The 13,699-nt window shown below is 63.5% G+C and carries 16 protein-coding genes; 9 read left to right on the forward strand and 7 right to left on the reverse strand.

All coding sequences use genetic code 11. The annotated features are described in order from the left end of the window. Positions 1–3: 3 nt before the first annotated feature. Positions 4–1,152 (forward strand): L-threonine dehydrogenase, encoded by a 1,149-nt coding sequence (gene yiaY, locus WIN67_RS06970; RefSeq protein ID WP_102878685.1) that lies wholly within the window; start codon positions 4–6, stop codon positions 1,150–1,152. A gap of 51 nt (positions 1,153–1,203) precedes the next feature. Here the strand turns inward: yiaY and WIN67_RS06975 are convergent, their stop codons facing one another. Beyond that, positions 1,204–1,488, reverse strand: coding sequence for a type II toxin-antitoxin system RelE/ParE family toxin (locus WIN67_RS06975; RefSeq protein ID WP_339070817.1), 285 nt, complete (start codon positions 1,486–1,488; stop codon positions 1,204–1,206). After that, positions 1,478–1,717 carry a CopG family ribbon-helix-helix protein gene (locus WIN67_RS06980; RefSeq protein ID WP_339070818.1) on the reverse strand — a complete coding sequence of 80 codons (240 nt, stop codon included), beginning with the start codon at positions 1,715–1,717 and terminating at the stop codon, positions 1,478–1,480. The genes WIN67_RS06975 and WIN67_RS06980 overlap by 11 nt, the downstream gene beginning before the upstream one ends. Positions 1,718–1,917: 200 nt before the next feature. Between WIN67_RS06980 and WIN67_RS06985 the strand changes: the two genes are divergently transcribed. The 8 genes from WIN67_RS06985 to WIN67_RS07020 all read left to right on the forward strand — a co-directional run bounded on the left by WIN67_RS06985 (position 1,918) and on the right by WIN67_RS07020 (position 9,039). Beyond that, a complete protein-coding gene (locus tag WIN67_RS06985; protein ID WP_213664860.1) occupies positions 1,918–2,655 on the forward strand; it encodes a hypothetical protein in 738 nt (245 codons plus the stop codon). Between the two features lie 10 nt (positions 2,656–2,665). Next, positions 2,666–3,397 carry a hypothetical protein gene (locus tag WIN67_RS06990; RefSeq protein WP_213664861.1) on the forward strand — a complete coding sequence of 244 codons (732 nt, stop codon included), beginning with the start codon at positions 2,666–2,668 and terminating at the stop codon, positions 3,395–3,397. A 3-nt stretch (positions 3,398–3,400) separates the two neighbouring features. Beyond that, entirely contained in the window at positions 3,401–3,817 is a 417-nt protein-coding gene (fos, locus tag WIN67_RS06995; RefSeq protein ID WP_213664862.1) for a fosfomycin resistance glutathione transferase, read from the forward strand. A 126-nt stretch (positions 3,818–3,943) separates the two neighbouring features. Beyond that, complete coding sequence (locus WIN67_RS07000; RefSeq protein WP_102878689.1) at positions 3,944–4,582, forward strand: LysE family translocator; 639 nt, start codon at positions 3,944–3,946, stop codon at positions 4,580–4,582. A gap of 108 nt (positions 4,583–4,690) precedes the next feature. Further along, positions 4,691–6,040 (forward strand): sensor domain-containing protein, encoded by a 1,350-nt coding sequence (locus WIN67_RS07005; RefSeq protein WP_339070819.1) that lies wholly within the window; start codon positions 4,691–4,693, stop codon positions 6,038–6,040. Between the two features lie 157 nt (positions 6,041–6,197). Beyond that, positions 6,198–6,722 (forward strand): DUF4142 domain-containing protein, encoded by a 525-nt coding sequence (locus WIN67_RS07010; RefSeq protein WP_339070820.1) that lies wholly within the window; start codon positions 6,198–6,200, stop codon positions 6,720–6,722. Between the two features lie 250 nt (positions 6,723–6,972). Next, entirely contained in the window at positions 6,973–8,058 is a 1,086-nt protein-coding gene (locus tag WIN67_RS07015) for a type I restriction endonuclease (RefSeq protein WP_339070822.1), read from the forward strand. A 207-nt stretch (positions 8,059–8,265) separates the two neighbouring features. Next, positions 8,266–9,039 carry a GNAT family N-acetyltransferase gene (locus WIN67_RS07020; protein WP_339070823.1) on the forward strand — a complete coding sequence of 258 codons (774 nt, stop codon included), beginning with the start codon at positions 8,266–8,268 and terminating at the stop codon, positions 9,037–9,039. Between the two features lie 7 nt (positions 9,040–9,046). Here WIN67_RS07020 and WIN67_RS07025 read toward each other — a convergent pair whose 3' ends face one another. The 5 genes from WIN67_RS07025 to WIN67_RS07045 all read right to left on the reverse strand — a co-directional run bounded on the left by WIN67_RS07025 (position 9,047) and on the right by WIN67_RS07045 (position 13,482). Further along, positions 9,047–9,823 carry an AraC family transcriptional regulator gene (locus WIN67_RS07025; RefSeq protein WP_102861566.1) on the reverse strand — a complete coding sequence of 259 codons (777 nt, stop codon included), beginning with the start codon at positions 9,821–9,823 and terminating at the stop codon, positions 9,047–9,049. Between the two features lie 113 nt (positions 9,824–9,936). Continuing rightward, positions 9,937–11,205 (reverse strand): FAD/NAD(P)-binding oxidoreductase, encoded by a 1,269-nt coding sequence (locus WIN67_RS07030; protein WP_339070824.1) that lies wholly within the window; start codon positions 11,203–11,205, stop codon positions 9,937–9,939. Then, the gene (locus tag WIN67_RS07035) at positions 11,202–11,435 is read right to left on the reverse strand and encodes a (2Fe-2S)-binding protein (RefSeq protein WP_102879082.1); all 234 of its coding nucleotides are present in this window, start codon (positions 11,433–11,435) and stop codon (positions 11,202–11,204) included. Before WIN67_RS07035 ends, WIN67_RS07030 begins: the two co-directional genes overlap by 4 nt. Continuing rightward, complete coding sequence (locus WIN67_RS07040; protein ID WP_339070826.1) at positions 11,432–12,553, reverse strand: FAD-dependent oxidoreductase; 1,122 nt, start codon at positions 12,551–12,553, stop codon at positions 11,432–11,434. The genes WIN67_RS07035 and WIN67_RS07040 overlap by 4 nt, the downstream gene beginning before the upstream one ends. After that, complete coding sequence (locus WIN67_RS07045; RefSeq protein WP_213664868.1) at positions 12,550–13,482, reverse strand: 4-hydroxyproline epimerase; 933 nt, start codon at positions 13,480–13,482, stop codon at positions 12,550–12,552. The genes WIN67_RS07040 and WIN67_RS07045 overlap by 4 nt, the downstream gene beginning before the upstream one ends. Positions 13,483–13,699 lie beyond the last annotated feature (217 nt).

A 13,699-nucleotide genomic window follows, 5' to 3' on the forward strand; every position in this document is an offset into this window, starting at 1 on the left:
CTCATGAGCAGCACCTTCTTCATCCCAGCCGTCAACATCATGGGCATCAATTGCCTGGACGAGGCCATGAGCGCCATTCGCAATTATGGGTTTCGCAAGGCGCTGATCGTCACTGACGTCGGCCTGGCCAAGGCCGGGGTGGCGGGCATGATCGCCGAGAAGTTGGCCATGCAGGACATCGATTCGGTGATCTTCGATGGCGCCAAGCCCAATCCGAGCATCGCCAACGTCGAGCAAGGGCTGGCGCAGTTGCAGCAGTCGCAGTGTGATTTCGTCATCTCCCTGGGCGGCGGCTCGCCCCATGACTGCGCCAAGGGCATTGCCCTGTGTGCAACCAACGGCGGACACATTGGCGACTACGAAGGGGTCGACCAGTCGAGCAAGCCGCAACTGCCGTTGATTGCCATCAACACCACCGCTGGCACCGCCAGCGAGATGACCCGCTTCTGCATCATCACCGACGAGTCGCGCCACGTGAAAATGGCCATCGTCGACCGCAACGTCACGCCACTGCTGTCGGTCAACGATCCGGCGCTGATGGTGGCGATGCCCAAGGGGTTGACCGCCGCCACCGGCATGGACGCCCTGACCCACGCGGTGGAGGCCTATGTGTCCACCGCCGCCAACCCGATCACCGATGCCTGTGCGCTCAAAGCCATCAGCATGATCAGCGCGAACTTGCGCCAGGCGGTGCACGACGGCAGCGATTTGCTGGCCCGGGAGAACATGGCGTATGCGCAGTTCCTCGCCGGCATGGCCTTCAACAACGCTTCCCTGGGCTTCGTGCATGCCATGGCTCACCAGTTGGGTGGCTTCTATGATCTGCCCCATGGTGTGTGCAATGCGGTGCTGTTGCCCCATGTGCAGAGCTTCAACGCCAGCGTCTGTGCCGAGCGCCTGACCGATGTGGCCCACGCCCTGGGGGCGGATATTCGAGGCTTCAGTCCGGAGGAGGGGGCCCAGGCGGCAATCGCGGCGATTCGCGCTTTGGCTCGGGACGTGGAAATCCCCGCCGGTTTGCGGGAACTGGGCGCCAAGTTGCAGGACATTCCACTGCTGGCGGCCAATGCCCTGAAAGACGCCTGCGGCCTGACCAACCCGCGTCCGGCGGAGCAACGGCAGATCGAAGAGATTTTCCGTAGCGCGTTTTGAGGAACGGGTAGGTCCGTTTCGCTGGCAAGCCAGCTCCTACAAGTGAAGCGTTCACCAACGTGCCGGGGGCTGACGGCGGGTATGGAAAATTCGCAGAATCTGTAGCCGGTCCCCGCGCACCCGGTAGGGAATTAGGTAAGGCCAGCCCGGCACTACCCATTCCCGGGTGCCGGGCAGGCGGCCTTCGCGGCCACTTGAGGGGAACCTGGCCAGTTGCTCGATACTGATCAACAGCGCCCTGACAAATTCCCCGGCGGCCCGGGGATCGTCCTGGGCGATATGACGGGCCTCAGCGTCCAGGTTGTTCAGGGCGCTGCGTAGCCATTCAATGCTCATTGTCGGTCCACTTGCCGGCGATGGCCGCCACTTCTTCGGCACTGGCGAAGTCACCTGCGTCGGCCTCGTTCAGGGCCTTCTGGATTTCCTCGATTTGCCAGGCTTCCCGCGCCAGATATTCACGCAGGGCATCCACGGCGAGAAACGACTTGCTGCGTCCGGTGGCTTTTGCCAGCAGGGCCAGAGTTTCAGCAAGTTCATCGGGCAAGCGCAGGGACATGATGGACATGGCAGTCTCGTTGTAGTGATGTGTAATACAACATATTACCTCGTCATACCCTAGCCCAGGTCCGGCCATTCGTCAGGCCTGCAGTTGTTACAAGGCAAGGTCACTCCCACGCGCGTGCTCCCAGCGTTGAAAGCGTCGACGGGGCAGAGGATAGTGCGACCTGAAATCGCGCTGTATCCGCCTGTCACAAGGAGTCGTGAATGTTCCGTCGCTCTTCTTTGATCCCGCTTCTGGGCAGCCTGGCGCTGCTGGCCGGCACCACATCCGTCGCGGCCCAGTGCCTGCCGCCGCCACGCAACGCCGAGGTTCCGGGCTTTTCCCTGTGCAAGGACTGGCCGGCCTTTGACGACCAGAGCATCAGCCTGCTGTCGGAACAGGTTCCGGACCCCAGCGACACCGGCGACGGTGACGGCACCTACAACCTGCAACTGGCGGTGCTGGACCGCAACAGCGGCAAGCCCCTGGCCAGTTACAGGCAGCCTGTGGCTTTCGTCTCCGACGCCTTCCGCCTGGAAAGCGTGAAGCTCGACACCGGGCGCTTCCAACTGGCGCCACAAGTGCGGGCCTTCGGGGTTCGGGCCGGGTTCGAGGGCTCGTCCCGGGTCAACCCTTTCAATCAGATCTGGCTCAGCCTATATGTGCGCGAAGGCAGCACCCTGCGCCCGGTGCTGGAGAAGTTCCTGGCCCATTCCTACAACGGCGAATGGGATGGCCAGTGCGCCGGCGAGGGCACTGAAACCACGCGTACCCTGGAGATCGCCAAGACCCGCAGCCATGGTTATGCCGACCTGATCGTGCGTTCGGTCAGCGTCAGTACCCGGAGCGAAAAAGTCGGGGAGGAGTGCCAGTCCAAGTCCGTGACCGCCAAGCCGGTGCTCATCACTCTGCATTACGACGGCCAGCGTTACGTGCTGCCCAATGGCTACAGCGGTATCTGAGGGAGTTTTGATGAAATGGCTTGAATCATGCGGCCTGGGCCTGGCCCTTTGTGCCGGGTTGGGGGGTGTCACGGCGGCGCAGGCGGGGTGCGACAACACGACGGGGGTTCCCGGAGAGTTCTATGTCTGCAAGCCCTGGCCCGCGGAGCCGGAGCTGAGCATCAGTGCCCGGGCGACGCCCATGCCCGGGAGCCAGACTGGCGACGTCAGCAGCTACAGCCTGGACGTATCGCTGCAGGACATCGACTCCGGTTGGACCCTGGCCAGCAACTACAAGGATTCTGCTCTGTTCTCCGATGCCGTGGCCCTGCAGGGGCTGCAGATCGACACCGGGCGCTACCGTTTGAATAAAGAGCAGCGAGCCTTTGGCCTGCGGGTTCTCTATCACCACAGCTCCAGTGCCATGCCCTACGAGAAAAGCGTGCTGACCCTGTATCGACATGAAGACAAGGAAGTCCTGCCGCTGCTGGAAGGATTGGTGATGGATGAGAGCCACGGCGAGTTTGGCTGGGGCAGTGAGTGCGAGGGCCGCTCCCGGACCCTGCACCGGACCCTGGAAGTCGGCAGTGGCCAGCGCAACGGTTACGCCGATCTGATCGTGCGTACCCGTGAAGTCAGCACCAAGCATTTCAAGGGCCGTGATGGCTGTGAAAGCCGTGATCTGCCGCCCAGGAACACGGTGGCGACCCTGCATTATGACGGCCAGCGCTATGCACTGAGCAAAGCCCTGAAAGGACAGTAATCGATGCTCACCGGCCTCAATCACCTGACCCTGGCGGTCAGCGACTTGCCCCGCAGCCTGGCCTTCTATCACTCGCTGTTGCAACTGCGTCTGGAGGCCACCTGGGATACGGGAGCCTACCTGTCACTGCCGGGACTGTGGCTGTGCCTGTCCCTGGACCCGCAACGGCAGGCACCGGCAGTTGCCGATTACACCCATTACGCCTTTGGCGTCGGCGCTGCAGATTTTGCAGCGCTGATTCAGCGCCTGCGTGAGGCGCGAGTGCCGGAGTGGCGCGACAACCGCAGCGAGGGCGCGTCGTTTTATTTTCTCGATCCCGATGGGCATCGACTGGAGGCTCATGTCGGTGACTTGGCTTCGCGATTACGGGCCTGTCGCGAACATCCTTACGCAGGAATGCGCTTTTACCCCGCCGACTGAGGCGCCGCTACCGGGAAGCAGCTGACGAAAGCCGCTGGTGGCAAGGTGCCTTGATCGTGCAGAATCCGCCAGATTCGTTCTGTGCCTGGCGTTGCCGTGAGGTGCATCCGTTCTGGAGTCTTGCTGATGACCTCATCGCTGTTGCTGGCTGTTATCGCCTCGGGTTTCATTTACGCGATCACCCCCGGGCCCGGGGTCCTGGCGGTCTTCGGTATTGGCGCTTCCCGTGGTCGACAGGCTGGCGCAGGGTTTCTCTGCGGGCACTTGCTGGGGGATGTGGTCTGGTGCAGTACGGCACTGATCGCCATTGTCGGCGCCCGGGAAATCGGCAGCGACGCCTTCAACATTCTCGGGGTGCTCAGCGGTCTGTACCTGTTCTGGCTGGGGCTGCGGGCGATCCGCAGTCGTGGTGGCAATGGCGATGAGCCTCAGGGAGCAGCGCGCAATCCGTTCTGGCACGGGATCATCTTCGGCCTGACCAACCCCAAGGCTTATCCGGTGGCGGTGGCGACGTTCACCGCCCTGCTGTCCAGCCGTGCGGAGCTGCTCAGTTGGTCCATGCTTCCCGGCCTGATTGCCCTGAGCTTCCTGGGCGGCCTCGGCGCTTACGCTATTCTCATCGGCGTGGTGGGTGCGCGGCAGGTACGCAGTTGGTATCAGCGTCACGAGCTGGCGATCACCCGGGTCTGCGGGGTGATGTTCATCGGTTTCGCGATCAATGCCCTGCTGCATGCGGTGCCGGGGCTGATCGGCAACAAGGCATAACGCCGCTCGCGGAGTGCGAGGGTGGTGTTCAGCCGGTGTTCGTCACTGGCTGACCGGGCTCAAGGGATGGGTACTCAGTGCATTTTTCATGGGTAGTAGCTTTCTCTGATGGCAACCAAGAACTCCGCGCCTCTGGCGAGTTTCATCGATCTGCTTCTGGACGTCGTGTGCGCCGTAGATAGCCAGGGTCGTTTCGTATTTGTCAGTGCCGCCTGCGAGCGGGTCTTCGGCTACACCGCCGACGAGCTGATCGGCCGGCCGATGATCGAGCTGGTGCACCCGGCCGATCGTGAGCGCACCCTGGAGGCCGCCCGGGAAATCATGGGGGGCGTGCCCAAGCCCAATTTCGAGAACCGTTACCTGCGCAAGGACGGGCGGGTGGCGCACATCCTCTGGTCGGCGCGCTGGTCGGAAGTGGACCAGTTGCGCATCGCCGTGGCCCGGGACATTACCGAGCGCAAACAGGCCGAATCGAAACAGGCGGCGTTGTATGCCATTTCCGAAGCGGCCCACGCCACCGAGGACCTGCTGGTGCTGTTCAAGCATGTGCATCGGATCATCGGTGAGTGGCTGCCGGCGCTCAATTTCGTTCTGGCGCTGTACGACGAGCGCAGCGATAGCCTGAACTTTCCTTATCACGTCGATGACTGCGAAAGCAGCCCGGAACTGCCCGGGACCCTGATCGGGCGTTTCTGCGCGCAGGTGCTGCGGCACGGCCAGTCCTTGCTGCTGGCACCGGAGTGTCCGTTGAGCCGGGATTTGTGGAACCAGTTCGCCGTCGTTCAAGGTCCTCGCTGCTGGTTGGGCGTGCCACTGAATTCGCAGAAGGGCACCATCGGCGTGCTCATGGTCAAAAGTGCACCCGGTGCCCAGGGCTACGGGGAGGCAGAGCTGGAATTGCTGCAGTACGTCAGCGCCCAGCTCGCCGCGGCCATCGAACGGGCGCAATTGCATGCGCGCCTGCATTACATGGCTGAGTACGATCAACTGACTCACCTGCCTAACCGCGAGCTGCTGCGCGAGCGCTTGCGTTCAGCCCTGGCTCGGGCCCGGCGCGACTCGGGACGCATGGCCTTGCTGTATGTCGACCTGGACAAGTTCAAGGAGGTCAACGACACCTGTGGGCATGCTGTAGGCGACATGCTGCTGCAAGCGGTGGCCAATCGCCTCAAAGGCTGCGTACGGGAAACCGACACCGTGGCACGCATGGGCGGCGATGAATTCGTGGTGCTGCTGGAGAGCGTGCAGCACAGCGACGATGCCCAGCATGTCGCCGAGAAGATTCGCCGCGCGCTCAACGAGCCGCTGCGCCTGGATGGCCATTCGCTGAATATTCTGCCGAGTATCGGCATTGGCCTGTACCCCGAACATGGCCTGGAAGAAAAGCAGCTGTTCAAGCACGCCGATGAGGCGATGTACGCGGTCAAGCGCGAGCGCAAAAGCCGCTCCAGCGCCTGAGGTCCTGGCCAGGGGCGAGGCTCTGCTTCTGGCCTGAACGACTCGCCATTCGTCGTTCCACTGGCGATTTTTCTAAACCTTTGCGGCTTCGGGTTTTCCCTATGCAGGCGGGTGCTGTGGCTCCCGCCGTACTGACTTGCAAGAGGAGACTCCCAGCATGAACCCCATGGCCACCATCCTCGGTCGTGCCGGCCTGGCCCTGTTGCTCGGCCTTGGCGCCAGCAACGCCCTGGCCCAGTCCCCCGCGGCCTTTATCGACGACGCCTCGGCCAAGGGCATGGCCGATATCGAAGCCAGCCGCCTGGCGCATCGGCACACCTCGTCCAGGGCGGTAAAGGAATACACCATTCAGGTGATCAACGATCGCACCACGGCCAACCAGCACCTGGCCAAAATCGCCAGGCAACTGGACCTGCCGGTGGCCCCCCGAGAGCAGGTCATGGACCAGGCCAAGCGCTTGATGCCGCAGCTACCCGAGGGGACGGATTTCGACCGCGCCTATGCCGCCAACCAGATCAAGGCCACTGAAGCGGCGATCCGACAGATCCAGCAACAGGCGCAAACCAGTGACGTGCCGCAACTCAAGGCCTTCGCCGAGGAAACCCTGCCCAAGCTGGAGAACCACCTGCAAATGGCCAAGGCCATCCAGGCCGGACGTCACACCGAGCGTATGGATGGTTGAGTGATGATCAGCCACTCCTGATTGTTGGAGGAGCGCAAAGCGGCTGTTCAGCGTTCCTCCCGCACCTCTGTCTGTTTATGAGACTTGCTGAAGCATCGTTGATGTCGTCCGCGGTTTAGTGCTGCCCTTGACTGAAGTGCGCCTCACTTGATGTGGATGTCTGTCTAGGTGACGGTTTGTGTCTAGTATCTACTGGCGGTCAAAGTGCCAGCACGCTAACTCACGGATCGGAATCAGTCAGAGGTCGCTCATGGAATTTTTCGAAAAACTAACCAATCTTGCTGCCAAGGTGCGTTTGCAAGGCGCAGCCATTCAAACTGAAGAGGCAACGAAGAACGCTTTCGTAATGCCCTTTATCAATACGGTTCTGGGTTATGACGTCTTCGATCCCATGGAGGTGACCCCTGAATTCGTCTGTGATGTTGGAACCAAGAAGGGCGAGAAGATCGATTACGCGATCATCAAGGATGGCGAGGTGCAGATACTCATCGAGTGCAAGAAAATCGGTGAGCCGCTGCACATCAATCATGCTTCTCAGTTGTTTCGTTATTTTCATGTCACCAGTGCGCGCATTTCCATTCTTACTAATGGTCAGGTCTACAAGTTCTTCACTGATCTGGATGCGCCGAACAAGATGGATGAAAAGCCCTTCCTTGAACTTGATCTGCTGGATATCGACGAATACTCCGTCCCTGAATTGATCAAGTTGACCAAGTCGGCGTTTGACGTTGAATCGGTTCTTAGTGCGGCGGGGGAGTTGAAGTACGTCAGCCAGATCAAGAAGGTCATTGCGTCTCAGGTGAGCAAACCCGACGACGACTTGGTGAAGGTTTTTGCGTCCCGGGTCTATGAAGGTGTGATCACCCAAAAAGTGCGGGAGCAGTTTTATGAATTGACCCGCAAGGCGCTCGGGCAGTTTCTCAATGACCAGATCAATGATCGTCTCAAGTCGGCAATGAGTGGCTCCAGCCAGGTGGTCATTAATCAGCACTCGGCACCTATCAACGATGTGCAGGAGACCACTGAGGCGGACGGATCGGAGGAAAAGATCTTCACTACGCTGGAGGAGCTGGAGGCGTATCACATTGTGCGGGCGGTGGTGCGTTCAGTGGTTGATGCCAAGCGTATTGTCCAGCGTGATACCCAGAGCTACTTCGGCATTTTGCTCGACGATAACAATCGCAAGCCCATCTGCCGTTTGCATTTCAATCGAGCCCAGAAGTACATCGGCATTTTCGACCAGGACAAAGTCGAGACACGTCATCCGATCAGTTCCGTCGACGAAATCTACGAGTATGCGGATCACTTGAAGAAGACTGTGGGTTATTACGAATAGGCCGTCCGTGCGCTGAGAACTGCACTGTTGCAGCTCATGTGGCGGCGGAACTCGCCACATGAGCAAGGCGCTCCGCTTTTTGCTTACACCTCAGAACATCCCTTCGCACAATAAAACAGGATTGTGCTGGAGCCGCTGGGCCTGTGGGCTTAACGTGGCCCGGGTCAGGCGGCGCATGGCGCGTCGCGAGGCTCAAGGAGGTAGCAGATGGTGCAGGTGCCCAGCGCGTCGATCATCGATCTGTATCACCAGGCGGAAGACTATTTCTTCGTTTCCATCTCGCAGTTCCATCGGCGCTTCGGCGCCGACCTGAGTGCCTATTGCACCGGGCTTGAAGCCAGCAGCCTGAATCTGTTGATGATGAAGGACCGGCCTGGCGACAACAGCCAGCAACTGGCCGAGGGCGTGGCGTTCCTGCAGCGCACCGGCATGCCGTTCTGTGTGGTGATCCCTCAGGCGCAGGTGTCGCGGGTCAGTCTGCAGTTGCAACAGCAGCACCTGATGGCCGCGGACAAGACCACTTGCATGGTGCTGGATCTGGCGACCTACGAAGTGCAGGAGGGACTGGCGCCACTGGCGGATGTGCGTTGCACCGATGAGCATCTGGAAGATTGGGGGCTGCCGGTGCAGAGCGCGTTCGAGCCCGATGGCGGAGGCATTGAGCTGTACCTGGAGCGGCACCGGGCGGCGTTGCTGGCCGGCAGGGCACTGCGCCATTTCACTTTGTATGTCGACCAGCGTCCGGTCAGTGCCCTGACGCTGTCCCTGGGGCCGGGGGTGGCGCGGCTGGATGATATCGGCACTTTGCGGGAGTGCCAGGGGCGAGGCTATGCCACGGCGCTGATCCACTCGGTGCTGCGCCTGATCCAGGCCCGGGGCGCGAAAATCTGTGTGCTCGAGGCCTCTCTCGACGGCCTGTCGATCTACCGCAAGGTCGGCTTCACGGGCTTGTTCGACTATTGCACCTTCTGCCAGGCGTAAGTCCTGGCTACGTCGTGGCGTTGAGCCGGAACTGCCGTGGGCTGAGTCCGGTCAGGGACTTGAACTGCCGGCTGAAGGCGCTGTGATCGGTGTAGCCGCATTGCAGTGCCACCTCGGTGATCGGCTCCTGGGTCAGCAGCAGCCGTGAGGCGTGCTCCAGGCGTGCCTTGTGGATCATCTGCCGGGGCGTGAGGTGGAAGATGCGCTTGCAGTAGCGCTCCAGCTGCGCCGTGGACAGGTTGGCGATGCGGGTCAGATCCTGCAGGCGGATGGCTTCGCTGTAGTGCTCGCGGATATGCCGGTCCACGGCCGCCAAACGCTCGTAGGCCGGATGGGTGTCACGGGCTGCCTGCAGGTCCAGGGAGATGCCGGCCATGCCGATGATCTGTCGGTCGTGTCCATACAGCGGCAGTTTGTGGGTCAGGCACCAGCCGGGTTCGCGACTGCCGTACAGATGCAATTCCAGTTGGCCCTTGATGGTGATGCCCTGGCGCAGAACGCGCTGGTCCTGCTCGGTGTAGACCGGGCCGAGCACCGCCGGAAAGACTTCGGCGGAGGTCTTGCCGAGCAATGGCCGGATGTTCTTGAAGCCGCAGCGCTGGGCCAGGGTCAGGTTGGCGATCAGGTAGCGGGCCTGCAGGTCCTTGATGAAGAACACTGCGCTGGGAATGCAGTCCAGCAGGGGGGTGATCGGGGCCATGCTGGCCAGCAGGCTGTTGATGTCCCCGAGGGATTGGGCGGCGATGGCCCTGGGCAAGTGGTGGAGCTGTGCGCTATCGATCATCGTCGGCCTCTCTCTAGGGGGCTTGGGGGATGGATCTGTGTCGATAAAGCCAGGGGGTACAAAAGGGCTGTGCAAGCTGACCGGGTGTTCCCGGCCAGGGTGGGTTCAGGGGCTCAGTCTGCGGCGTCGTGGCAGGTCTCGTCGAGCATCAGGGTGGCGAGCCGGGCCGGCACCAGCGGCGTTCGCGGGGCGACTGTGGGCCAGTTGAACAGGCGCTGGGCGGCGCTGGCGCAGACCCGGCCCTGGCAGGCCCCCATGCCGCACCGGCTGTGCAACTTGGCGCTGGGCCAATCGGCTGCCGCCGCCACCGCAGCGTAGGGCACATCTTCGCAACGGCACAGCAGCGTCTCGGGTCGGGCCAGTTCGAGGATCTGCGGTTGCAGCTCGAAGTGACGCTGCAACTGCCTGGCAAAGGCCTGCCAGTGCTGGCGCTGGCGGATCAGGCCGGCGGCGCGGGCGCTCTGGCCGCTGGCCACGCAGCCGGCAATCTCGCCTTCGATCAGGGCCAGTTCGCTGCCACCGATGCCGGTGCATTCTCCGGCGGCAAGGACCTGGGGCAGGCTGCTGCGCTGCTGCTGGTCGACCGCAATGGCGCCGTGTTCCAGATGACAGCCCAGATGGCTGGCCAGACGGGTATTGGGCACCAGGCCGAAGCCGCAGGCCAGGTAGTCGCAGGGGATTTCCTCGCTGCGCCGGCCCTGGCGGATGCGTACTCCTTCCAGGTGCCGGTCCCCCAGGGCCTCCACCACATGGGCGTTGCAGCGGTAGGCCGGGGTGGCCAGCTTCAGGGCCTGGGCCAGCTTGCTTGGCCAGCGCCACAGTTGGCCGGCGAAACCCAGCACGGAGGCTGCGGGGGCCTGTTCCAGCACCCGCACCACGCGGGCGCCGGCCTGGCGCGCGGTGGCGGCGCTGGCCAGCAGCAAGGGGCCGCTGCCGGCGATCACCAGGGTTTCTCCATTCACCTGCAGGCCATTCTTCAGCAGGGCCTGCAGGCCACCGGCGCCGGTGACCCCGGGCAGGGTCCAGCCGGGAAAGGGCAGCAGCAACTCCTGGGCGCCGCAGCACAGGATCAGTTGTTCAAAGTCCACCTGCCAGGCCTGTTGCGCGTCCTCCAGCAACAGGCGTTGCGGGCCCAGGGCGGCGATGATGCGGGTGGCGCTGAGGTAGCGCAGCGCCGGGTGCTGCAGGATCTTGAAACGCTCGGCCTGGAGGGCGGTGGGCGGGTGCCCGGGGCCATTGCGCCAGATCTGTCCGCCGGGCCGCGGGTTGTCGTCGATCATCAGGATCGAGGTGGCGCTGTGGCTGGCGGCCTGGGCGGCGGCGAGCCCCGCCGGGCCGCTGCCGACTATGACGATCTGGCAGTGCAGGCGTTGGGCGCTCATTGGCTGCGCTCCACTTGCATGCCATCCCGGCACAGGGTCTGGCAGGCCAGTTGACGGCGACCGTCGATGGTCATCCGACATTCCTGGCAGATGCCCATGCCACAGAACGGCGCTCGTGGAGCACCGCTGCAGGCGGTGCGGGTATAGGGCACGCCGCTGTTGGCTACGGCAGCGGCCACCGTGAGGCCGCCGCGGACCTCCAGCGCTTGCTGATCCAGGTAGATGATCACGGGCATTCTCCAGTCAGGGCGGCGAAGCGTCCGGGCAGATAGGGGCGCGGGTCGATTGCCGGGCATTCGCAGAGCATCAGGTCCACCAGCAGCCGCGCGCTGCCGGGGGCGGTCGTCACGCCCAGGCCTTCATGGCCGACGGCCAGCCACAGGCCCGGCTGTTGCGGGTGTTCACCCAGGATTGGCAGGCCGTCCGGGGTGGCGGCGCGAAAGCCGGTCCAGGCGCGGATGCCGTTGAGCGTTGCCAGCTCCGGCAGGTATTCCACTGCCCGTTGCAGCATGGGCGCCAGCACGGCCGGTTCGACCTGTGGATCGAGGGTGTCGAACTGTCGGGACGAGCCGATCAGCAACTGGCCGGTCGGACGCGGCTGGACGTTGAAGGCCACCGAGGTGCCGTCACTGGCGTGGGCACTGGCGGCGTAGCCCAGTTCGACCAGTTGATGCTGGACCTGTTGCGGGTAGCGGTCGGTGATCAGCAGGTGGCCCTTTTTCGGTCGCAGGGGCAGGGCCGGCAGCAGTTCCCGGGCGGCGAAACCGTTGGCCAGCAGCACCCGGGGGGCGCGCAGGACCCGGCCGTCGTCCAACTCCAGCTGATCGCCGGCCACCCTACGCACATGGCCGTACTGGCGCTGGATCAGTGGATGGCTGCTGAGCAGCCAGTGGGCGGTGGCCGGGGCGTAGAGAATGCCGTCTCCGGGGATCTTCAGGGCGCCGCTCAGGCCCGGGCGCAGCATCGGCTCCAGCGCCGCCAGTTGCGGGCCGTCGAGCAGTTGGCCGGTGACGCCGTGGTCTGCCAGGGCCTGCTGCTTGGCTCGCGCCAGGTCCATTTCCTCGCGGTCGGCGGCCAGCCACAGGGTGCCGCAGTTGCGATAGGCGCAGGCCTCGGGCAGACGTTCGCGCAACTGCCGCCACAGGCCGATGGAGTAATGACTCAGGGCCAGCTCCGCCGGATTGTCGTCCATGGCCACCAGATGGCCCATGCCAGCCCCGGTGGCGCCGCCACGGGCGTCGTCCAGCACCTGCACCCGCAGGCCGCGGCCTGCCAGTTCATGGGCGCAGGCGGCACCGATGATGCCGGCGCCGACCACGATCACGTCGGCCTCGCCCTGGGCATTCACGAGCCGATGCCCCAGGCGAACGGGTCGCTGTCATCGAGCAGCAGGGTCGCTTCGGCGCTGATATGGGCGCTGCCACGCAGGGTGGGAATGATCCGCTCGCCGGCCTGCTCGTAGTGGGCGCTGAACTGGCTGCCGATGACGCTGGCCTGGCGCCAGGTCTGGCCCGGAGCGAGCTTGCCGTCCGCCGCCAGGCAGGCCAGCTTGGCGCTGGTGCCGGTGCCGCAGGGGGAGCGGTCGTAGGCCTTGCCGGGACAGAGCACGAAGTTGCGGCTGTCGGCCTGTGGGTCGTCGGCGAACAGTTCGATGTGGTCGATGACTTCGCCCTCGGCCCCGGTCACCCCGGCGGCTTCCAGGGCCTCGCGCACGCGCCAGGTGAATTGGGTCAGGGCTTCGACATTGTCCAGGGCAATGTCCTGGCCGTGATCGCTGATCAGGAAGAACCAGTTGCCGCCCCAGGCGATATCGCCATGCACCGTGCCGTGCCCCGGCACTTGCAGCGCCACCTGGGTGCGGTAGCGATAGGCGGGGACGTTGCGCACGCTCACCGACAGATCGTCGTGCAAGGTGGCCTCCACCGTGCCCACCGGGGTTTCGATGCGGTGCACGCCGTAGTCGATGCGTCCCAGGTGGTACAGCGAACGCACCAGGCCGATGGTGCCGTGGCCGCACATGCCCAGGTAGCCGCTGTTGTTGAAAAAGATCACGCCGGCACAGGCATCCCTGGCCTGTGGCTCGCAGAGCAGGGCCCCGACCAGCACGTCGCTGCCCCGGGGTTCGAGGACGCAGGCGCGGCGCCAGTGATCGTGCTGGCTGCGCAGGGTCTGCAGGCGCTCGGCCATGGAGCCACGGCCCAGCTCGGGAAAGCCGTCGATCACCAGGCGAGTGGGTTCACCTGCGGTGTGTGAGTCGATCACGGTTATTTTTTTCATGGCGGCACCTGACGGGAAAGAACTACAGAGTGGCCTTGGCGGGGGCGGCGTTGCTTGTGGGTTTTCGCTGTGGCGGATGACGAAATCAGCACAGTCTCGCGATGGCCGCTGTGGCGCTGGAGCCGCAATGGGGTGAGGGGCGAGTGTGCCGATTTCGTCTCTTGCAGGGGCGAAAAGCCTCAAGCTGCAAGGGGGATAAAAGGCGACTCTGGTCTGG

This window comes from Pseudomonas idahonensis, assembly GCF_037903935.1.
GTDB classification, from domain to species: domain Bacteria; phylum Pseudomonadota; class Gammaproteobacteria; order Pseudomonadales; family Pseudomonadaceae; genus Aquipseudomonas; species Aquipseudomonas danubii.

Bases quoted from the DNA above. Each gene is read 5' to 3' on its own strand.
- yiaY (WP_102878685.1), top strand. From the start codon at position 4: ATGAGCAGCACCTTCTTCATCCCAGCCGTCAACATCATGGGCATCAAT.
- WIN67_RS06975 (WP_339070817.1), bottom strand. From the start codon at position 1,488: ATGAGCATTGAATGGCTACGCAGCGCCCTGAACAACCTGGACGCTGAG.
- WIN67_RS06980 (WP_339070818.1), bottom strand. From the start codon at position 1,717: ATGTCCATCATGTCCCTGCGCTTGCCCGATGAACTTGCTGAAACTCTG.
- WIN67_RS06985 (WP_213664860.1), top strand. From the start codon at position 1,918: ATGTTCCGTCGCTCTTCTTTGATCCCGCTTCTGGGCAGCCTGGCGCTG.
- WIN67_RS06990 (WP_213664861.1), top strand. From the start codon at position 2,666: ATGAAATGGCTTGAATCATGCGGCCTGGGCCTGGCCCTTTGTGCCGGG.
- fos (WP_213664862.1), top strand. From the start codon at position 3,401: ATGCTCACCGGCCTCAATCACCTGACCCTGGCGGTCAGCGACTTGCCC.
- WIN67_RS07000 (WP_102878689.1), top strand. From the start codon at position 3,944: ATGACCTCATCGCTGTTGCTGGCTGTTATCGCCTCGGGTTTCATTTAC.
- WIN67_RS07005 (WP_339070819.1), top strand. From the start codon at position 4,691: ATGGCAACCAAGAACTCCGCGCCTCTGGCGAGTTTCATCGATCTGCTT.
- WIN67_RS07010 (WP_339070820.1), top strand. From the start codon at position 6,198: ATGAACCCCATGGCCACCATCCTCGGTCGTGCCGGCCTGGCCCTGTTG.
- WIN67_RS07015 (WP_339070822.1), top strand. From the start codon at position 6,973: ATGGAATTTTTCGAAAAACTAACCAATCTTGCTGCCAAGGTGCGTTTG.
- WIN67_RS07020 (WP_339070823.1), top strand. From the start codon at position 8,266: ATGGTGCAGGTGCCCAGCGCGTCGATCATCGATCTGTATCACCAGGCG.
- WIN67_RS07025 (WP_102861566.1), bottom strand. From the start codon at position 9,823: ATGATCGATAGCGCACAGCTCCACCACTTGCCCAGGGCCATCGCCGCC.
- WIN67_RS07030 (WP_339070824.1), bottom strand. From the start codon at position 11,205: ATGAGCGCCCAACGCCTGCACTGCCAGATCGTCATAGTCGGCAGCGGC.
- WIN67_RS07045 (WP_213664868.1), bottom strand. From the start codon at position 13,482: ATGAAAAAAATAACCGTGATCGACTCACACACCGCAGGTGAACCCACT.